Raw genomic sequence first — 20,816 nt, forward strand, 5'->3', positions numbered from 1 at the left:
TCCTCGCTCCTCGTTCCCACGCGCTGCGCCACTGCCATTAAGCTAAGTATTGTAGGAGCGGGCCGTGCCCGCGATGAAAGAGCTAAAAGCCTGCAATCGCTGTCCAAATGTCGCGGGCATGGCCCGCTCCTACGGAGTGTCAATCTGCTTAACTTAATGGCAGTGACGGGCCGCATGGGAACGAGAAAGAACAAAAACAACAGCACAGATACCGGCAATTCGATCATTGTCATCCCCTACCCTTTCATCTGATTCAGCGAATCCGCATCCAGCGTTTGGAAACGGCGGAAAACTTGCAGCACCAATCCCAAACCGACCCCCACTTCAGCCGCAGCCAGCGTTAATATCAGCAGGAACATGATTTGCCCGTCCGCCTGCCCCCAACGAGACCCCGCCACAATAAAAGCCAAGCCGGTAGCGTTGAACATGACTTCCATCGACATCAAAATCATAATCAGGTTACGCCGCACCAACACCCCGATCAGCCCCAACACAAACAGCACTGCTGACAGCAACAAGCCATGCTCCATCGGAATTCCGTTCATGATTTTCTCCCCGAATTTGCCGCATTGAGTATCGGTTTTGCCACGTGATAAGCGCCGACCAGCCCGGCAAGCAGCAGTATCGAAGCCAGTTCCACGGCCAACAGATAAGGGCCGTACAATACAATGCCCACTTGCTTGGCGCTTACGATGTAACCGGTTTCGGCATCACCGCCGGACACGACGATGACCAGCATTTCGATTAACAGAATCAAAGCCAACAGCGATGGCCCAACCCAGATGCCCGGTTCCAGCCAAGCACGTTCCTGCTCAATAGTCTCTTGGCCTTGATTGAGCATCATGATCACGAAAACAAACAAAACCATAATCGCCCCGGCGTAAATAATCACTTCCAGTACGGCGGCAAAATGCGCCCCTAACAGAAAGAACAGCACACCAACGGCGAGCAGGGACAAAATCAGGTACAGCAAACCATGTACCGCATTGAGCCGGGTGATCATCATCGTCGTAGCGAAAACCGCAACGGCGGAAGTGATGTAAAACAAAATCAACGCCATCATGACCTCCCGATCAGGATAATTAATAGTTCCCACACTCCGGAGACTGTGAAAGTATTCATGTGGGAGGGGCTTTAGCCCCGAAAGTCGGGGCTAAAGCCCCTCCCACATGAATAAAACAATGACTTAGAAGTCACTAAAATAGTATGCGTCATATTTTCAAAAATACTTTCACAGTCTCTCCGGCGTGGGAACGATAAAAGCTCTTCACATCAAGGTAACAAGGTTTTCACATCAACCGGCGGCGCTTCGTTTTCGGCCTGCCCCTTGGCTTTACCGAAGACGGTCATACCGGCAACACGGTAAAAATTGTAATCGTGATATTTTCCGGTGCCATCAATCAACAAATGCTGCTTTTCGTAAACCATGCTCTGCCGGTCGTATTCGCACATTTCGAAATCAGGCGTTAGTTGAATCGCATTGGTCGGACAGGCTTCCTCGCAAAATCCGCACATAATGCAGCGGGAAAAATTGATACGGAAAAACTCTGGATACCAGCGGCCGTCCTCGTCCTCTGTTTTCTGCAAAGCAATGCAATCCACAGGGCAAGCTACCGCGCATAAATTGCAGGCGACACAGCGCTCCTCGCCGTCAGGATCGCGGGTCAGCACAATGCGCCCCCGGTAGCGGGGAAACAACGCCGGTTTCTGTTCCGGGTATTCGACCGTATCCGGTTTGACGAACGTATGCTTAAAAACTTCCCATAATGATCGCAGTTGACTTAGCATCGTTTTATCCCTTTTTGCGCTGGTTCCCAAGTTCCAGCTTGGGAACCCAGAGGGCGAAGCTCCAGCTTCGCGAAACGGGAAGCTGGAGCTTCCGGTACTGAATTCCCAAGCTGGAGCTTGGGAACTAGTGCGAAACATAAACTTCGTGTCTTCGTAGTGAATAAACCTGACATCGCCTTAACCTTGCAATGACAAGACGACACCGCCAGTCACCAGCAAATTCAACAACGCCGCCGGCAGCAGCACTTTCCAGCCGAAGGCCATCAATTGGTCGTAGCGAGGCCGCGGCAACGAACCCCTCAACAAAATAAAGAACATGATGCCGACAGCGGTTTTCAGGCCAAACCACAGCAGCGGCGGCAACCAGGGCCCCAACCAGCCGCCGAAAAAAAGCGTCACAATCATCGCCGAGCTGAGCGTAATGGACAGATACTCGCCGACGAAGAACATGCCGAATTTCATGCCTGAATATTCGGTATGAAAGCCTGCCACCAGCTCTTGCTCTGCTTCCGGTAGGTCAAGCGGCGTCCGGCGGCTTTCCGCGACGACCGCAATCAGGAAAATAATAAAACCGAAAAACTGAGGAATAATGAACCAGCCGTCGCGTTGGGCTTCGACAATTTCCCTTAAGTTGAACGTACCGGCCAGCATCACCACGCCCATCACGGAAATCCCCATGAATACCTCGTAGCTGACTGTCTGCGCCGCAGCGCGAAGGCCGCCGAGCAGCGAGTATTTGTTGCCGGACGCATAACCCGCCAGCACGACGCTGTAGACGGACAGCGAGGACAGCGCCAAAAAATAAAGCAGTCCGAAATTAAAATCGATGATGCCGACGCCCGGCGCAAAAGGAATCACGGCAAAACCGGTCAGCATGGTAATGAATACGATAGTCGGCGCCAGTACGAATACCGGCTTGTCGGCAAAAGGCGGTATCCAGTCCTCCTTGAAAATCATCTTGATCATGTCCGCGGCCACCTGCATTAAGCCGAACGGCCCGACCCGGTTGGGGCCCAGCCTATCCTGCCAGACTGCCAACAGGCGTCGTTCGACCCAAACCAGCATAGCTGCAACGAAAATCATAGACACTAAAATACCGATGATGTCGGCTGCATCGCCCAGGCCTTCATTCATAGCAGATCCTCCTGATTCACTTTTTTTACCGTGACCTCAGCCTGGCTTTTCATCGACTGGAATCTAGGGAATCCCGCTGTTATTGCCAATAGGCCGCTGGGCAATGTCGGCTCGATCTGTACCGGAACTGTCATAAGCGGGGTTCCTGCGAGATTGCTGATTTCCACTTGCTCGCCGGTATCGACTCCCAATGCCTCACTATCCAAAGGATTCAGCAAGACGCAAAAAGGCGGCAATCGTTCGAGCACAGGCGGCGAATGCAGGCTTAACTCCTCGCTGCCGAAAATATGCGGCAACGCTATGATTCGCCATCGGCCCGGTGTTGGTATAAATCCGGTCGGAATGTCGCTGAACCAAGGCAGGCTACCGGCTGCTTCAATCAATCGCACCCCGCCGTCGCCATCCTGCAAAGAACCGCCGGTTTGTTGCTGGAATTTGTTGATCGCCTGATTGGAATTCCAGCCCGGCGCCCAAATGACCGGCAATAAAGCCGGTGGAACTTGTGCGCTATTGCCTTCCATCGAAAAAGCGAACGGCGTTTCCGTATCATGCGGTTGGCGGGGTTCGCTGACGTCGTAATGCATCGCGGTACGGCCGCTGTAGCGGTGGGGTTGCCGGGGTATCTTGCTGCCTTTGACCGTGTAATCCGCTCCCGGTGCGGCCTGGATAATATCGGCAAGAGAGGGAAATGCGCTTGCGCAAGCGGCGGTAAGCGCATCGTGATGCGGCCATTGGCAATCTTCGATCATGCGCGTCAGCCACTGCCAGCTGCCGCGCACAGACTCTGTTGCCGGGTAAACCGGAAAATAACGCTGAGCCCGCCCTTCGTTATTGACCAGAGTGCCTTCGGATTCGGCGAAAGTCGACGCCGGCAGCACCAGTTCGGCGTGTCCTGTGGTTTTATTTTCCAGGCTATCGATAACCACGACATGATCGGCAAGCTGCAAAAACAAGTCCACCTTTCGGCTCGGCGCACGCCGGTAAAGATCGTTCTCAAGAATCACCATGCTGTCAGCCAAACCGTTGCCGACGCGTTCGAAAGCTTGCGCTAAAGGCTTTCCGCCGATCATTGCCAAGCCGAGACTGTTGCATTCCGGAACAGTAAAAGTCAGCTGTTTGTTTATTGACGGCAGCGCCTTGGCGACGTTGTAGGCCGCCTGAATAACGGCAAGGCTGGAGCAACCTGTTCCCGACACGATCAACGGGCGTTTTGCCTGTTTCAGGCTGTCGGCGATGCTTGCTGCCAACGATTGCTCGTTATCGCTTAAGGCCTCAGGCGCGGGAGCCGACTGATCCAGAGCATGAGCGATCGCAAAGCCAAGACGGGCAATGTGTTCCGGGCTGCCTTGATAAGTGCCGGTGGCCACATCATTCAGGCGTGTTGCGCAAACACTTGCAATGAATACCGGCGTCAAGGCCTGCCCGTCCAGATTCCTGACCGCCGCATCCTGCCAGGGCAATACATGCAGGGTCCCGGCCAGTCCAAATGATGCTGTGCGCGCCGCCTGCCGCAATGAAAGCGCCAGCCTTGGGGCGCTGTGAGTCACATCTTCGCCGAGAATCAACACCGCGTCGGCTTGTTCGACTTCACGCAACGAAGGCGAATGGATACCGCCGTCAAGCATCAGCTCGACAATCGCATTCAGTAAGGCATGTTCGGTGTTATCCAAGCCAAGAAAGAAGTTTTCTTCGCCGACCAGCGTGCGCAATGCAAAATTGGCTTCCAGCGAAGCACGAGGCGAACCAATGCCTATCGGTGGTTTGGCGGTTTTCAATAGATTGCGGCAATAACTTTCGGCGGTATCGACAGTGAGATCGGGATAGCCTTTGAGTTTCGGCTTCCGGATGCGCTCGTGGCTGTTAACAAAAGCGTAACCAAAACGCCCTCTATCGCAAAGAAAATAGCCGTTAATCTCGCTGTTATAGCGGTTGATAACCCGCCTGAGTTCTCCGTAGCGCTCGCCGGGAGCGGTATTGCAGCCCAGGCCGCAATGGACGCAAACCGATGGCGCGCTTTGTAAATCCCACTTTCTTACATAATGAGTGCTGAGCGTTTTGTCGGTAAAAACCCCGGTCGGACAAACTTCGACCAGGTTACCGCTGAACTCGCTTTCCAGCGCGCCATCCTCAAAACGGCCGAAATAAACGTTGTTGTGCATGCCCAAGACTTGAAGATCCTTGCCTCCGGCATACTCGTCATAGAAACGCACGCAACGGTAGCAAGCAATGCAGCGGTTCATTTCGTGATTGATAAACGGGCCGAGATCCTGGTTGTTATGGGTTCGTTTCAGGCCGCGGTAACGGCGAACGGTATGCCCGCTCATCACCGTCATATCCTGCAAGTGGCATTCGCCGCCTTCTTCGCAGACCGGACAGTCGTGAGGATGATTGGTCATCAGCAGCTCGATATTATCACTGCGAAATTGCCGCGCGTGTTCGGCGTCCAGCGATATACGCATCGCATCGGCTACCGGCGTCATACAGGCCATGACCAACTTTCCCCGCTTGTCTTGGGCATCCTTGTACTGAATAATCGCGCATTGCCGACAGGCACCCGCCGAGCCCAACGCCGGATGCCAGCAAAAATAAGGCAGATCAAGGCCCAGCGACAAGCAAGCGGACAACAGGTTGTCGCCGTCCTGAACGTCATAAGATCGGCCGTCGATTTCGATGCGAGCCATTACGCAGACTCCTTATCGGCGACGATATAGCGTTCAAAATCTTCGCGAAAATATTTTAGCGCGCTTTGCAACGGCTCCACGGCGCCGGGAGCCAACGCGCAAAAGGTATTTCCGGGCCCCAGCATCCGGGTTAATCCGGTCAAGGTATCAAGATCTTCGATGCGGCCTTTCCCTGCAATAATGTCTTTCAGCAAGGTGACCGTCCACGGCAAACCGTCCCGGCACGGCGTACACCAGCCACAGGATTCCTTGGCAAAAAACTGTTCCAGGTTCAGCACCATTTTTACCGGGCAAGTCTTGTCGTCGAGCACGATGAGGGTTCCAGTACCCAGGCGGCTACCGGCTTTAGCGACTGCCTCGTAATCCATGAGCACATCCAAATGCTCGGGCAACAAGAAATCGGTTGATGCACCGCCGGGCAAAAAGCCGCGTAGCTTGTAGCCGCTACGCATGCCACCGGCATATTTCTCAAAGATTTCCCGGATCGGGATGCCCATCGGCAGTTCCCATAAACCGGGATAGTTGACCCGGCCGCTAGCTCCGAATAACTTGGTTCCTTTATCCTCGCCTCGCCCCAAGCCCAGATACCACTCGACGCCGTAATGTAAAATATGCGGTACGTTGCAGAAAGTTTCGACGTTATTGACCACGGTCGGCTTGCCCCAAAGTCCGCTGACCAGCGGATAAGGCGGCTTAGCGCGAGGCGTGGCCCGCTTTCCTTCCAATGCATTGAGCAGCGCGGTTTCTTCGCCGCAGATATAACGCCCTGCGCTGGTATGCAGAACGATCTCCAGGTTGAAATCGGAATTCAAAATATGTTCGCCCAGATAGTTTTTAGACCTGGCTTCCTGCAAAGCATGTTCAAGGCGTTGCGCGGCAAGGTGATATTCTCCGCGCAGGAAGATATAGGCGATGTTGGACTGAATCGCATAGGCCGCGATAATCATGCCTTCGATTAACTGATGCGGATCTTGCTCCATCAGCATTCTGTCCTTAAACGTTCCCGGCTCCATTTCATCGGCGTTGGCGATCAGGTAGCGCGTTTGCGGCACATCGGCATCCATCGGCACCATGCTCCATTTAAGCCCAGTACCGAATCCCGCTCCGCCGCGCCCCCGCAATCCTGAATCCTTGACCCATTGCTGCACGTCTTTCGGTTGCAATTCGGTGACGGCCTTGCGCAGTCCTTGATAGCCGCCGGTGCTTTCGTAATCGGCCAGCGTCGCAAAGGCGCGATCCGGGTTGATATTTTTAGTCAACGGCTTATTCATTTTTTCCATTGCCCTCACCTTCCCAGAATCTTGTTAACGGCATCTTCGGTCATGTCGAGTTTCAGCTCAGTACCAACCATCGCGACCGGTGCATGGTCGCAGGCCCCCAGGCAAACAATAGGTAATATGGTGTATTCGCCGTCCGCAGACATTTCACCCAACTTGACGTTCAGATGACGACACAAACTTTCTCCTATACTGTCGCTGCCCAGCATCCAACAAGTAACGCTGTCGCAATAATGAATGACGGTTTTACCGACGGGCTTCCGGTAAATCAGGTTATAAAAAGTCGCTACACCTTCCAGTTGCGCAGGCGAAATTTCCAGCAGCCCGGCGACCGCAACCAGACATTCGTCTGACACCCAGCGCCGGTATTTCTGGACGATTTTCAGCGCCTCGATAGAGACCGCCGCCTTATCCGGGTAATGGCTTATCTTGGCGTTAATCTCCTCGATTTCAGCAAGACTTAAACCTTCAAAACGTTGCTCATTCATTTCAGCGGTCCACGTCAGACATCACAAAATCGATACTGGCTAATATCGCGACCAGGTCGGCAATCATCATTCCACGGCACATCATCGGTATCATTTGTAAATGCACAAAAGAAGGGGTTCGGATACGGGTGCGGTAAGATTGGGTACCGCCATCGCTGGTCAGGTAGTACGCATTCAAACCTTTGGTGGCCTCGACCGTTACGCAGCACTCGCCGGAAGGAATCACCGGTCCCCAACTCACATTCAAAAAATGCTGGATCAGGGTTTCAATATCATGCAACGTGCGCTCTTTGGGCGGCGGCGTAGTCAACGGATGATTAGCCTTATACGGCCCTTCAGGCATGTTTTGCAGGCATTGCCTGATGATGCGAAGGCTCTGGCGCATCTCTTCTACGCGCACGACGCAACGGTCGTAACAGTCGCCGTGCTTTCCGGTCGGTATGTCAAATTCGTAATTTTCGTAGCCCGAGTAAGGCCGCGCTTTGCGGTAGTCCCATGCTAATCCGGTGGCTCGAAGGTTTGGGCCGGTCGCGCTCCAATCGATCGCTTCCGCAGTGTTATACGCGCCGACACCCTGAGTCCGGCGTTTCAGCGTGCTGTTTTGCAGCACCAGCTTGTCATATTGATCCAGCCGGGCCGGTAAATAGTCGATAAATTCGCGTATGCGTTTATCCCACCCTTTCGGCAAATCCATGACCACGCCGCCGATCCGGAAGTAACTGGCATGCATACGCGCACCGCTAATCGATTCCAGGATATCGAACACTTTTTCGCGATCGATAAACATATAGAAAATCGACGACATCTGTCCCAAATCCTGGCTATAAGTGCCGTAAAACAACAGATGGCTGGCAAGGCGGTAGAGTTCGCAGATCATCACGCGAATGACCTGGGCGCGTTCCGGAACTTCGATTCCGGCCAGCTGCTCCACGGCAAGTACGTAAGGTAGGTTGTTCATCGAGCCGCCCAAATATTCGACCCGATCCGTATAGGGGATATACGTGTGCCAGGACTGGCGTTCGCCCATTTTTTCGGCGCCGCGATGGTGATAACCGATATCGGGCAACGCATCGACAATCTCTTCGCCATCCAGTTGCAATGCGATACGAAACACGCCGTGGACACTGGGATGATTGGGGCCCATATTCAGGAACATGAAATCGCTGTCTTTGCTGTGCCGGCGCATGCCCCAATCCTCCGGCACGAAACGCAAAGCATTTTGTTCGATTTCCTGCTGCTCGTCGGAAAGACTGAAGGGCTCCGTTTCGGTCGCGCGGGCATAATGATCCTTGCGCAACGGATGCCCCTGCCAAGTCGGCGGCATAATTATGCGCCGAAGATGCGGATGGCCTTCAAAAACGATGCCGAACATATCCCATACTTCACGCTCGTACCAATTGGCCGACGGCCAGAGATCGCTGATCGTCGGGAGCGACAAGTCGGCCTCGATCAACGCAACTTTGACGCGGATATCTTCGTTGCGGTTGAACGACAGCAAATGATAGATGACGGTAAACTCACTGTCGGGAAGCCCTTGGCGGCGCGTACGCTGACGCTCGTCGATGGCGGTCAGGTCGAACAGCAATGTATACGGCGAAGCTGCCTGCACTTTTAAATAGCGGAGGATAGCGCACAGGTTTTTCCGGGAAACCCAAAGCGTGGTTATACCGTCACGGGTCGGCTGGCGGGTAAGGTCATTGATGCCTGTTCGTTCCGTCAGTTCACGCACGATCTGCGGAACTTCAGAAGGAACAACGATGTTGTCGGCGTTACCGTCCAATGTATTTCTCCAATACTGTTATTTCGGAGTTCAAAGCCGGCTTTGAACGGAAAAATCAGCCTATCTACGAAAGATGGGAAATTGCTATGACTCAGTTTGGTATCCCTTTGGATATTTTCGTGGGTCAATTGCCGTCAATTGCCGTTTAGAGCGCGCACGGCAAGCCCTACGTATCTCCATGCATTTTCTTCTTGATCAAGCTATATCTCGTCCGGACTTCTCAATTGCGTGGCCTGCATTCTTTGTTCGGTCAGTAAATCGCGATAGCTCGGCTTAGCGGCTTTGATCACCGTTTGATCGCCAACCACCCAACTTAACGGACGCCTTTCTTTGCCAATCGCTTCCTGCAACAGTATCAATCCCTGCTGCAATGCCTCCGGCCGGGGCGGACAGCCCGGCACATAAACGTCCACCGGCAAAAACTTGTCCACCCCTTGCACGACGCTGTAAATATCGTACATACCTCCGGAGTTGGCGCATGAACCCATGGATATGACCCAACGCGGCTCCAGCAGTTGATCGTAAAGCCGCTTGATCACTGGCGCCATTTTTCTAAAAACCGTGCCGGAAATGACGATCAGGTCCGCCTGGCGCGGCGACCCCCTGATCACTTCGGAACCGAAACGGGCAATGTCATGACGGCTGGTGAATGCGGTCGCCATCTCCACATAGCAGCAAGACAAACCGAAGTTAAACGGCCAAACGGAATTGGATTGTCCCCAAGCGACCATATCCTCAAGCTTGGCGAACAGGAAATTGCGCTGTATCGCTTCTTCATAAGTTTGCCGTCCGGATTGTGGAGCGGGATCCGCGTCCGCTTCGGTTAGTGTCCAATGCATAGTTTCTCCTATGATCTGCTGTTGGATGATTCCATGCGCTGCCTGCGGGTCCGCCAATCGAGAGCGCCTATAAGCCACAAATAGATCAATGCAATGAGTAATATGCTGATGAACACCAGCGCTTCGATAAAACCGGACCAGCCCGCTTCCTGCAACGACACCGCCCAGGCAAACAGGAATACGCTTTCCATATCGAAAATCACAAAAAAAATCGCCAGTAAATAAAACTGAACAGAAAAATGAATATGAACATCACCGGTTGCAACGATGCCCGATTCAAAAGGTTCGTCCGATTTTTTGGCGCTATGTCTCTGCCCCAGAAGATAAGCACCGCCGAGCATGACGCCGGTAATAGCGACTACGGCTCCAAAATAGATGATCAATTGAAGCAGATTGGTCGCGAGAATAGTTTGGGTGTTCTGCATATCAGAGAGGCCTCATTTTATCTATAAACAAATTAAAGATATGAACCCTGCTACAGGAGCGTTTTCAGCCTGATCGGCTTTTGATTACAGGTTAGAGAAGAGCTGTCATTTGTGCAATCAGTAGAAATGCCTATTAGATCGCCGGAAAGCCGATGAACCGGGCATGACAAGGCCCGTAGTTATACGTATTGATAGCGCTGTTTTATTGTGGAATTATAAAATCGATTTTTCATTGACCCGTTCGCGCATAAGGTGCCGCCGGCAGGAGATTAATTTCGCTGTTGAATTTCTTCCGGGATTGAACCGTGGCTGACACTTAAAAAATAAGCACTGCGCAACAAGCCGACTGAATTTCCGAAAGACAGGTTGTGTAACCGACTGAGGAGAGCCAACAATGAAACGTTTAGCGTTAACAATCGCCCTTGCAGGGATACTGTGCAACCTGAATGGTTGCGCCGTTTATGCTACGCCTTACGATAATGTCGGCATTTCTTATAATTATGCCCCCTACGGATATGGTTATGGACTTTACGGCAGTTACGGATTTAGGCCGCATTTTTACGGCGGTGGCTGGAGAGGAGGATATGGCTGGGGCGGTCATCGATGGGGAGGCCGTGGTTGGGGCGGCCGTGGCTGGCGTTGAGGCCGGGATTATGCGTCAAGCTCGCCCCATCAGGATAACAATGCAGTCCATTTTTCGGTATAGGAGGAAATGACAATGATGTCCGGAAGATTATCTGTTGTGTTGATCATCCTTATTGCATTGTTAACCAGCGAAAACGCCATGGCCCGTGGCGGAGGCGGACACGGTGGAGGTTCCGGCGGCGGTCACGGAGGCGGATTCGGTGGTTTCCATGGAGGCGGCGCTTTCAGGGGAGGCGGACATTTCGGAGGCTTTCATCACCATGGTTATGGTGGCGTAGGCTTTTTTGCAGGTTCTCCTTTTTTCTGGCCGAATTTCTATTACTGGCCTTACTACTCGTACTCTCCGTATTATGCTTCGCCATCGCTCATAACACCGACGACTCCGCCCACTTATATAGATCAAGGGACTGTATCCAATATCCAGGCACTTGAACCGAACAGCTGGGACTATTGTCCTGATCCGGCCGGTTATTATCCCTATGTAAAAGAATGCTCGACCGGATGGCAAAAAATTGACCCTCAACCCCTAGAACAGCAGCCCGGCTATTGGTATTACTGCACCAGTCCTCCCGGCTACTATCCCTATGTCAGGGAGTGTTCATCTGTCTGGCAGAATGTTGTTCCTTAATGGAGGTGTGCCCCATGTTACAGATTCTGACAATCCTGATTTCCGTTTTCTTGCTTAGCGCTTGCTCGACAATGCCGAGCGGGCCCAGCATTTTGGTACTGCCGGGCGGCGATAAAAACTTCGATCAGTTCCATAATGACGACCTGCAATGCAGGCAGCTCACCCATACACAGCTTGCAACATCGCAACAGGATGCCGATTCCAGAGAAGAAGCCCAGCAAAACTATGACATCGTTTACATCCAATGCATGTACGGCAAGGGGCATAAAGTTCCTGTGCCAGGGGAGTTAATGTATGACACGGAGCAGGAATGGCACCCGCCCCCACCGCCGAATACTCCTGCGCCGCCTAAACCAAGCGGTCCGAGACCACCCTCTCCTTAAGTCATCGTAAATCCTGAGCCAGCAAACAGGCATTGCCGCCGATAGCGGCAGTGTTTATGGTAACTGTCTGTTCGATGACGAAGCGGCGCAGATAATTGGGACCTCCGGCTTTTGGCCCGGTGCCGGAAAGTCCGTTGCCGCCAAACGGCTGTACACCGACCACGGCACCGATCATATTGCGGTTGACGTAGATATTGCCGACTTTTACGTTCTGCCGGATAGTATTGAAAGTGCTGTCTATCCTGCTGTGTATGCCCAGCGTCAAGCCGTATCCGGTCGCATTGATTGCGGCAATGACCTGATCGAGTTCCGGTTCGCGGTAACGGATCACGTGCAATACCGGCCCGAATATTTCCTCGGTCAGTTGCGATAGCGATTGTAGCTCTATCAGACTGGGCGGGAAGAAGCTACCGTAGCCCAAGCCTTCCGGCACCGGCAGTTGATAAAGCAGCCGCGCCTGTTCTTGTATGGCTTCCAAATGCGCAGACAACGGCGCCAGTGCGGCCTGATCGATAACAGGGCCGATGTCGGTTTGATAAGCACCGGGGTTGCCGATGGTTAATTCCTGCATTGCGCCGATCAGCATCGCTATGGTTTTATCGGCAATTTCCTCCTGCACGAATAGAACGCGTAAAGCCGAGCAACGCTGGCCGACACTATTAAAAGCCGAGACGACGACATCCTGAACCAGCAGCTCAAGCAATGCCGAGCTGTCGGCGATCAACACATTCTGTCCGCCGGTTTCGGCAATCACCGGCACAATATCTTGATGATGTTGAGCTAATTGCAGGTTAATGGACTGCGCCGTCTCCGTGGAGCCGGTAAAAACGACACCGGCAACGCGGGGATCGGGAAGCAAATGCTGTCCAAACAGACTGCCGCCCACCGGCAAAAACTGCAATACCGTTTCGGGTATGCCGGCCTGATGCAGTAACTGGATACAGCGCATTGCGATTAATGCGGTCTGGCTGGCCGGTTTGGCGATAACGGTATTACCGGCCGCGAGAGCCGCCGCTATCTGGCCGATAAAGATGGCGATAGGGAAATTCCACGGGCTGATGCAGACATAAACGCCGCGGCCGTAATGATAAAGCCGGTTCTCCTCGCCGGTAGGACCGGGCAGCCTGATCGGTTCGCCGAACAAGTCCAGCGCGGACTGGGCATAATAGCGGCAAAAATCGACCGCCTCCCTGACTTCGGCCAACGCATCTTTAATCGTGCGACCGCCTTCCCGTACACATAAAGAAACCAGCTCCAGACGGTTTAATTCCAGAAGATCGGCAGCCCGTTTCAAATACTCGGCGCGTTGTGTAACGGGACAAAGCCGCCAGTCGGTAAATGCCTGGGAAGCTTCGTTTAACGCTTCGTCAATAGCAGCCGGTTCGGCGAAAACGACTGAACCGACCGTCAAGCGGTTATCGTAAGGATTCACCACAAGCCGTTCCTTACAGGAACGGGGGCTGCCGCTTATTAACGGCATTGCGGTCCAATGCTTATCGGCCAATAGTTCCAGGCTTTGCTGCAATGATTCCAACTGGTCAGGGTCGGCCAGATTTAACCCGGCTGAATTAAGCCGCTGCTCGCCGAACAAATGGAGGGGCAATACGATTTGAGCTTGATGGACCGATGTTTTGACTGCCTCAACCGGGTCGCTGACCAGTTCGTCGACGCTAATGTTCGGGCGGCTGATTTGATTGATGAAAGACGTATTGGTGCCGTTTTCAAGCAAGCGTCTGACCAGGTAAGGCAACAACTGATGATAAGCGCCGACCGGTGCATAAATGCGGCAAGGCGTCTGCCAGTTTTGAACTTCCATGAGTTCCCGGTAAAGGCTTTCGCCCATGCCGTGTAAACGCTGGAACTCATAACCCGGATGTTGTTGCCCGAGCTGATGAATAGCGGCGACCGTATGGGCGTTATGGCTGGCGAACTGGGGATAAAAGGCATCCGGCTTGGATAACATAAACTGCGCACAGGCCAGATAGGATACATCGGTTGCGGACTTATGGGTAAACACCGGGTAATCGGCAAGGCCGTTTTCCTGCGCCCGCTTTATTTCACTGTCCCAGTAAGCGCCTTTGACCAAGCGTAGCGGTATCTTCCTGTGTTGGCGTTCGGCTAGTTTAGCCAGCCAGCGAATGACCGGCAGCGCTCTTTTTTGATAAGCCTGCACGGCTAAACCCAACCCCGGCCAACCGTCCAGGTCAGGATGATTAAAAACAGCGGCGAACACATCCAACGACATCTCCAGCCGCTCGGATTCTTCCGCATCGACAGTGATCGCAATATTGGCCGTGCGGGCTGCCTGAGCCAGCGCCAGCAGTTTATCGCTCAGTTCTTTGACCGCACGAATATGCTGCAAAGGTTCGTAACGGGGACAAAGCGCCGATAATTTAATCGATATGCCCGGATTAGCGTAAATATCGGCAGACCCCGCATGTCCCGCCAACACATGAATAGCCGAATGATAGGTTTCGACATAACGTTCTGCATCGGCCTGCGTCAGCGCCGCTTCGCCGAGCATATCGAAAGAATAGCGGAATACCGGGTCCTGCCCGCTACGCTGAACGGCCTGCTGTATAGACTCTGCAAAAATGAACTGCAATGCCAGATGCTGCATGGCCTGCTTTACGGCGGCGCGTATTAACGGCGCGCCCATTCGGGATAGCAATTGTTCGAAAGCCGGAGAGTCATGATGGGCTTCAAAGTCTCCGGCGAATAACAGGGCTCTTGTCGCTAAATTGACCAGCTGGGAATCGCTATGATGTAAATGGCTTTGCCAGTCAACGGTGGTGAGCTTTTCCTGTAAAAACAGGTCTTGCGTGCGGCTATCGGGAATACGCAGCAAAGCTTCGGCAATCCCCATTAAAACAATGCCCTCTCGGGAAGTAAGCTGATATTCCTGCAGGAAGGCTTCAATCACCGATTGCTGATGTTTTTTTTCCCTGACTGCAATAGCCAGCGTTTTGGCGCTCTCCCCTATTAAAACCGGGTCGTAGCCGTTTAAAGCCGATATATTCAATAACGGCGCGAATTGCAGCTGTTGCCCTCCTCTCCTTTCATTGAAAGGCCGGGGAGAAGGTTTCCTGAAAAGCGCGAACCGTGCCCATACGCAATAGAGCAATTCGCTGACAAGGTGTTTCTCATCCGCTAAATAAGCCTGATTAACTATTTTTCGTAATTCGGCTAAAGATTTTTGAGTCATAGAGCTTAACTCCATTGCAAAAATCTCCAGTTTCTTAAGAGTCATCCTTGAAACCGGAAATTGGATCAAAAAGATAGTCCGAGCAATTGGTTTCATTGTTCCACAGCGGGGACGCAAGTCAATCTGTTTTATTGCCGCTTTGCGTGTAAAATTAACCAGCGTTTAACCCTTATCATATCCGGCATCGAACTTAATCAGAGAAATCCCTCTATCCTACGCAATAGTACCTATTGATTGAAAAATTAAACGCTCTATTTTATATAACCATATATTGGTCTGGCTTTTAGACTTACATAAACCACGAGGTTCTTTATTTTGGCTTTTTCGATGCATGCAAATATCTGTTCGTTCAGTTGTTGGTATTGTTCGTAGTTTTATGCCTAATGATACGTATCAGAAAAACACGATCCCCACACTATAATTTTTCCAATGGAATGTTCAGCGATATCGAGGAACATATCGTTGTCGGATTTCAGGATGTGTGCATGAAAAGTGTTATGCAAATAGCCTTAAGTCCCGCTACAAATCTGTCGCTATAAAAGTGGCCGCCCACTGGAACATTAAACCCAGACATAGTTCCGACTCCCGTTTATTCATGACAGTGCACCAACCGAAAGCTGCTTTAGCCATCCTGAATGGCACATCTTTCCCATCCTTTTTCTTATATTTTACAAATGCAGCCATTCATCGATTTTTTCAGTATTAATGATTTCACCCCGCATGGTTATTGCCTCTCATGGAAACCTGCATTACTTTGGCTACACGTTATCTCGGATCTGCTGATCACTCTCGCCTATTATTCCATCCCCCTGACCCTCATCTACTTTATCCGGAAGCGTAAAGATTTTCCCTATCCGTGGCTGACGATTATGTTTGCCGGTTTTATTATCGCCTGCGGCACCACTCATCTATTCTCGGCTATTACGATCTGGACACCTTTATATTGGCTGGACGGCTTGGTTAAAGCCTTAACAGCGATTATTTCGGTCACCTCCGCGGTAATGATGCTATGGATTATTCCCCGAGCCCTGTCTTTACCTTCCATTACACAATTGCAAGCTGAGATAGAACAAAGAAAAGCAGCGGAAAATGCGTTGCGCGAAAGCGAATATCGCTGGAAATTCGCTGTCGAGGGCTCAGGTGACGGGCTTTGGGACTGGAACATCTTAGACAATACGTTATTTTACTCCAAACGCTGGAAAGAAATGCTGGGCTTTAGCGAGGACGAGATCGGCACCGATCTGGATGAGTGGGAAAAACGCATTCACCCAGACGATAAGTCAGCAACCCTCGCTATAGTGCAAGCGTATCTTGAGGGCAACATCCCGGTTTATGCCTGGGAACACCGGGTAAATTGCAAAAACGGCAGTTGGAAATGGATACTCGACCGCGGCATGATAGTCAGCCGTAGCGAAGAGGGTAAACCCTTGCGCATGATCGGTACCTTTACAGACATCAGCGAATTCAAGCAAATGGAGGAAAAACTACGTGACAGCGATGATTTTAATGCCAGTATACTGGACTCACTGACATCGAACATTGCGGTGCTGGATGCGCAGGGGACTATTGTCGCCGTCAATAAAGCATGGCGGCGATTTGCCGAAGAAAATGGCAATCAAGATATCTTGGTGGGGATTAATTATCTGGACGTGTGTCAAAATGCCTTTGATCAACCCTATGGCGATGAGGCAAACACTGCTCAGGCCGGTATCGCGGCGGTACTGTCTGGGGAGCTGGAAACATTTCATTTAGAATATCCGTGTCATACACCCGATCAGCAACGCTGGTTTTACATGAGCGTATCGCCATTGCAAGGCTCTCATCGCGGAGCTGTAGTCAGTCATGAAAATATCAGCGAACGCAAACGCCGGGAGCAGCAAAATAAGAAACATCTGGACGAACTCGCTCATGTTACCCGCCTTGGACTGATGGGTGAAATGGCTTCCGGCATTGCTCATGAAGTCAACCAGCCCTTGGCTGCGATTTCCAGCTATACTCAAGTCAGCATAAACCTTATTAACACTGAAAATCCTGATCTGGTAAAACTCACCGAGATATTATCCAAAACTCAGCAACAGGCTTTAAGAGCGGGACGAATAATTCATCGTATGAGGGATTTTGTCAAATCCCATGTAAAACACCGTTCAGCCGCCGACGTTAATGCATTGATTTATAACTCTATCGGCCTATGTATGGCTGATTTTAAGCAAAACAGCATAAAGTTGACGTTCGCGTTGGCAAATAACCTGCCGCCTGTTTATGTTGATCAGATACAAATTGAGCAAGTCATTATAAATTTGATCAGAAACAGCATCGAGGCCTTACAAAGCCTACCAGTAAAGCAGCAACGCCAGATAGAGTTCCATACTCGATTGACTGCCAATAATGACATCCTGGTCGAGCTAATAGACAATGGACCGGGGCTTGATGAAGACAATCGGCAACAAATATTGACGCCTTTTTACACCACCAAGACGAACGGAATGGGTATGGGGCTATCCATCAGCCGCTCAATTATCGAAGCCCATGAAGGTACTTTGCATTTCAATAGCCAGCATAGGAAAGGCGCCTCTTTTTATTTCACTCTGCCACTACGGGATAAGCTTGCTAAAAACTTGTAGGATGCAAAGCTCAGCCATTACTTATTGAACCCGAAGAAAACTCAGACCGCTGCGGCTACGCCAAAACCTGTCCGGCAATTCATTCATGCTCCGTTCGTCTTTCTCCATGACTTCAGCCGAGAAATAATATCAATGCCGCAGTGGCTTACTGATGCTATCAATGTCCGTCCGTTGATGCATAATACTTGCTGGATTACCGGCTCAGGATAGTTTCTGTTTTACAAATGGCTTTTATCACTTCAAAAAATTACGCAAATTTGACGACAACCAACAAGATGGAGTAAAACAAAATTTTTCTCGTCACGACACTTCGATGGGGTGGCAACATGCACTAAATCGGTATATTTAAGATTTATTGACAATAATCGATCGACACTCGGCAATGGGCATCGAATCGACAGGTAAAAACTTAAATTCATAAGGCGCTTCTATCCGCAGACTTTGCTCAACGGCTACTGTTCTTGAAAGGAGTAAATAATGAAAACTCACACGATGTTATCCACAGTACTACTGATAATTTGCAGCTTGTATAGTGGTGTCAATTGGGCGCGTGGTCATTCCAGTTTTGGCTTGTATTTCGGCGCACCGCTTTACCCTTACCCTTACCCTTATTACCGCGATCCCTTTTATTCCCCTTATTATTATCCGCCGACCGTGATTACGGTACCGGCAACACCACCGGTCTATATCCAGCAATCTCCTCCGGCTGTCCAACAATATCCATCCGGCTACTGGTATCACTGCAATAACCCCGAAGGCTATTATCCTTATATCAAAGAATGCCCAAGAGGTTGGCAGCAAGTTGAGCCGATACCGTCCTCATCTCGTTAAGGAGTCCAGCTATGTCGCGTTTTTATATTGTATGTTTGGCCACAGTTATACTGGCAGTCAGCGGCTGCGTCAGCTTGCCAACCGGACCCAGCGTCATGGTGCTACCCGGTTCCGGCGTATCTTTTGAACAGTTTCGTAACGACGACGCTGTCTGTCAGCAATACGCCTCTTTCCAGGTTGGCGGCACTACCACTAAGGAAGCAGGAGTGAGTAGCGGCGTCACTAGCGCCGCAATCGGCACGGCTTTAGGTGCTGCAGCCGGAGCGGCGATCGGCGGAGGGCGCGGGGCCGCCATCGGGGCAGGCACCGGTTTAGTGGGCGGCAGCCTGGTCGGTGCAGGGACTGCCGACAGCTCCATGTCGGCAACGCAACAACACTATGATGTGGCTTATATTCAATGCATGTATTCTAAAGGCCATCAGGTTCCGGTATCGGGACAATTTTCTAACGACACCTACCGTCAAGCTGCGCCGCCATCCTCCCATGTTCCGCCACCGCCGCCCGGTTCACCGCCACCGGCTCCGACAAAATAACAGCGCCGTCAGGAGACGCATAAACGTCAACCCGAGCCGAACAACGCGGAAACTATCGCACTGTTTGGCTCGGTATAGGCGTTCGGCTACTTATTCAACGCCGCTTCGGACATAGTTAAACTTATAGATAGATTATTGAATCCACACAGCAATAAACCGTAAAAAAACCGTGAACCGAAGCAAAATTAAGACGAGAGGATAACTACCCGTCGTTGCATAATGCCTGTGTGTTCTATATGATTCCCTCCGGAAGATTATACTTGTCGTTAGAACTGCATCTTGCCGACAACGACTACCTTTCTTTATCTATCAGCAGGCTGTGTTGGATCGTTATTGAGATTCCGCAATTGCTTCCTAATTTAATAATATGCTGCCCCCTATTTATTGAGGCTTTCGTGATTAATCAAAAAACCACTCCTTACGCTAATCTTGATTTACGTAAACAAATTTATATGGAATGCACGTCAATGGCCAAGTTCGCATTGTCAAAGGGTAAATCCGTCTCTGCTGAAGCCATTAAAAGTATTGAATCACCGGGGAGTCGCTATTTTTGCGAAAGCTTTTATGGGCCTCCCAGCCCAACAAGCGGCAAAAATTACGCGACCGCTAATGCCTGCGGCTGCCCCAGCCGTCCTGGTCACTCGATCGCTACCCAACAAGGGGTAGCTCACATGCTCTCCAATGACTCGACGCGATTTCGGAAAGCCTGCATTTTCACTTCGCAAGCTGCGTGAAAACACATGCACTATCGCTTCTGGGGACTACTCGACTCCTGTCTCGCAGCGTTTGAAGACCACAGTCCTGCCGGAATTGGAGAAAACGTTCATCCGCTAATTCGAAGAGACCTCGACATCACTGCTTTGGTTGATGTTCACTGTTTGTTGACGCGTCTTATCGAACCTGCAACGCCGCAAACTGTATTGTTACTTTATGTAGAACAAAAAGCCGAAACGTTGCTTAGATTCCTAGGGCCTGTTTCATTAGTCCGCCAACTTATGTTGGCTGCCGTCATTTCCCTATTTATATTTATAACGTTAATGGCCAGCCCATTTATAAATGGCAGTACCTTAGCGGAAGATGTTTTGTCAGCTGATGGCTTAGAACAATTGGCCCGCTTGGTTTTTTATGTTGGCGCGGCAGGTCTGGGCGCATCATTTACAGCGCTATATACCGCCAATGCCTATATCTCAAAAGGCACTTACGATCCTTGTTACCAATCGTCTTATTGGATTCGATTTTTGTTGGGCATCATCGCAGGATTGTTGCTATCGCTGCTGGTCTCAGAACAATCCATTCAAAGTGATGGAATGCTGTCGAAAGGCATTATTCGACCCTTGTTGGCAATTTTAGGCGGTTTTTCTGCCGATCTGCTTTACACTTTTCTGAATAGAATGGTGGAAACTTTCAAATCCTTGTTTGAAGGTAGTACACAAAACATGCTTGAAAATAAAACTCAAGAAGCTAAAGCTAAGCTTGCCGGATTAGAGATTGAGAGGCGGATGGAACTAGTGTTTAATTACGTAAATTAGTTACCGTATTTCTTATTTGGCTACCTTTT

At 51.1% G+C, this 20,816-nt stretch carries 19 protein-coding genes; 8 read left to right on the plus strand and 11 right to left on the minus strand.

Annotation, left to right across the window (positions count from 1 at the left end; translation table 11 throughout):
- Positions 1-236: 236 nt before the first annotated feature.
- The 10 genes from nuoK to ndhC all read right to left on the minus strand — a co-directional run bounded on the left by nuoK (position 237) and on the right by ndhC (position 10,412).
- Positions 237-545 (minus strand): NADH-quinone oxidoreductase subunit NuoK, encoded by a 309-nt coding sequence (gene nuoK / locus V7051_RS14515; RefSeq protein WP_333876116.1) that lies wholly within the window; start codon positions 543-545, stop codon positions 237-239.
- Positions 542-1,063 carry an NADH-quinone oxidoreductase subunit J gene (gene nuoJ / locus V7051_RS14520; protein ID WP_442919729.1) on the minus strand — a complete coding sequence of 174 codons (522 nt, stop codon included), beginning with the start codon at positions 1,061-1,063 and terminating at the stop codon, positions 542-544. Before nuoJ ends, nuoK begins: the two co-directional genes overlap by 4 nt.
- Positions 1,064-1,272: 209 nt before the next feature.
- Positions 1,273-1,788 (minus strand): NADH-quinone oxidoreductase subunit NuoI, encoded by a 516-nt coding sequence (nuoI, locus tag V7051_RS14525; RefSeq protein ID WP_333876118.1) that lies wholly within the window; start codon positions 1,786-1,788, stop codon positions 1,273-1,275.
- A 177-nt stretch (positions 1,789-1,965) separates the two neighbouring features.
- Positions 1,966-2,922 carry an NADH-quinone oxidoreductase subunit NuoH gene (gene nuoH, locus V7051_RS14530; protein ID WP_333876119.1) on the minus strand — a complete coding sequence of 319 codons (957 nt, stop codon included), beginning with the start codon at positions 2,920-2,922 and terminating at the stop codon, positions 1,966-1,968.
- On the minus strand, positions 2,919-5,603 hold the full coding sequence (gene nuoG, locus V7051_RS14535) for an NADH-quinone oxidoreductase subunit NuoG (RefSeq protein WP_333876121.1): 2,685 nt from the start codon (positions 5,601-5,603) through the stop codon (positions 2,919-2,921). Before nuoG ends, nuoH begins: the two co-directional genes overlap by 4 nt.
- The gene (nuoF, locus tag V7051_RS14540; protein WP_442919664.1) at positions 5,603-6,883 is read right to left on the minus strand and encodes an NADH-quinone oxidoreductase subunit NuoF; all 1,281 of its coding nucleotides are present in this window, start codon (positions 6,881-6,883) and stop codon (positions 5,603-5,605) included. Before nuoF ends, nuoG begins: the two co-directional genes overlap by 1 nt.
- Before the next feature lie 5 nt (positions 6,884-6,888).
- Positions 6,889-7,368 (minus strand): NADH-quinone oxidoreductase subunit NuoE, encoded by a 480-nt coding sequence (gene nuoE / locus V7051_RS14545; RefSeq protein WP_333876123.1) that lies wholly within the window; start codon positions 7,366-7,368, stop codon positions 6,889-6,891.
- 1 nt (position 7,369) lies between these two features.
- Positions 7,370-9,148, minus strand: coding sequence for an NADH-quinone oxidoreductase subunit C/D (gene nuoC, locus V7051_RS14550; RefSeq protein WP_333876125.1), 1,779 nt, complete (start codon positions 9,146-9,148; stop codon positions 7,370-7,372).
- 200 nt (positions 9,149-9,348) lie between these two features.
- Positions 9,349-9,987 (minus strand): NuoB/complex I 20 kDa subunit family protein, encoded by a 639-nt coding sequence (locus tag V7051_RS14555; RefSeq protein ID WP_333876126.1) that lies wholly within the window; start codon positions 9,985-9,987, stop codon positions 9,349-9,351.
- Between the two features lie 8 nt (positions 9,988-9,995).
- Positions 9,996-10,412 (minus strand): NADH-quinone oxidoreductase subunit A, encoded by a 417-nt coding sequence (gene ndhC, locus V7051_RS14560; RefSeq protein ID WP_333876128.1) that lies wholly within the window; start codon positions 10,410-10,412, stop codon positions 9,996-9,998.
- 394 nt (positions 10,413-10,806) lie between these two features.
- Between ndhC and V7051_RS14565 the strand changes: the two genes are divergently transcribed.
- The 3 genes from V7051_RS14565 (at position 10,807) to V7051_RS14575 (ending at position 12,068) form a co-directional block, all read left to right on the plus strand.
- Entirely contained in the window at positions 10,807-11,055 is a 249-nt protein-coding gene (locus tag V7051_RS14565) for a hypothetical protein (RefSeq protein ID WP_333876129.1), read from the plus strand.
- Between the two features lie 75 nt (positions 11,056-11,130).
- Positions 11,131-11,685 carry a hypothetical protein gene (locus tag V7051_RS14570; RefSeq protein WP_333876131.1) on the plus strand — a complete coding sequence of 185 codons (555 nt, stop codon included), beginning with the start codon at positions 11,131-11,133 and terminating at the stop codon, positions 11,683-11,685.
- Positions 11,686-11,699: 14 nt separating this feature from the next.
- Complete coding sequence (locus V7051_RS14575; RefSeq protein WP_333876133.1) at positions 11,700-12,068, plus strand: hypothetical protein; 369 nt, start codon at positions 11,700-11,702, stop codon at positions 12,066-12,068.
- A 1-nt stretch (position 12,069) separates the two neighbouring features.
- On the opposite strand, the gene putA is transcribed toward V7051_RS14575, so the two are convergent.
- Positions 12,070-15,273: a bifunctional proline dehydrogenase/L-glutamate gamma-semialdehyde dehydrogenase PutA gene (putA, locus tag V7051_RS14580; protein ID WP_333876135.1), complete on the minus strand. Its 3,204-nt coding sequence runs from the start codon at positions 15,271-15,273 to the stop codon at positions 12,070-12,072.
- Between the two features lie 635 nt (positions 15,274-15,908).
- Here putA and V7051_RS14585 point away from each other — a divergent pair.
- From V7051_RS14585 to V7051_RS14605, 5 genes are all read left to right on the plus strand, one after another.
- On the plus strand, positions 15,909-17,894 hold the full coding sequence (locus V7051_RS14585) for a PAS domain-containing sensor histidine kinase (protein ID WP_333876137.1): 1,986 nt from the start codon (positions 15,909-15,911) through the stop codon (positions 17,892-17,894).
- A gap of 477 nt (positions 17,895-18,371) precedes the next feature.
- The gene (locus V7051_RS14590) at positions 18,372-18,725 is read left to right on the plus strand and encodes a hypothetical protein (RefSeq protein ID WP_333876139.1); all 354 of its coding nucleotides are present in this window, start codon (positions 18,372-18,374) and stop codon (positions 18,723-18,725) included.
- 11 nt (positions 18,726-18,736) lie between these two features.
- Positions 18,737-19,258 (plus strand): YMGG-like glycine zipper-containing protein, encoded by a 522-nt coding sequence (locus V7051_RS14595; protein ID WP_333876141.1) that lies wholly within the window; start codon positions 18,737-18,739, stop codon positions 19,256-19,258.
- Between the two features lie 260 nt (positions 19,259-19,518).
- Complete coding sequence (locus V7051_RS14600; RefSeq protein WP_333876143.1) at positions 19,519-19,992, plus strand: hypothetical protein; 474 nt, start codon at positions 19,519-19,521, stop codon at positions 19,990-19,992.
- 6 nt (positions 19,993-19,998) lie between these two features.
- On the plus strand, positions 19,999-20,787 hold the full coding sequence (locus tag V7051_RS14605; RefSeq protein WP_333876145.1) for a hypothetical protein: 789 nt from the start codon (positions 19,999-20,001) through the stop codon (positions 20,785-20,787).
- Positions 20,788-20,816 lie beyond the last annotated feature (29 nt).

It is taken from the genome of Methylobacter sp. (assembly GCF_036845245.1).
Classification (GTDB): domain Bacteria; phylum Pseudomonadota; class Gammaproteobacteria; order Methylococcales; family Methylomonadaceae; genus Methylobacter_A.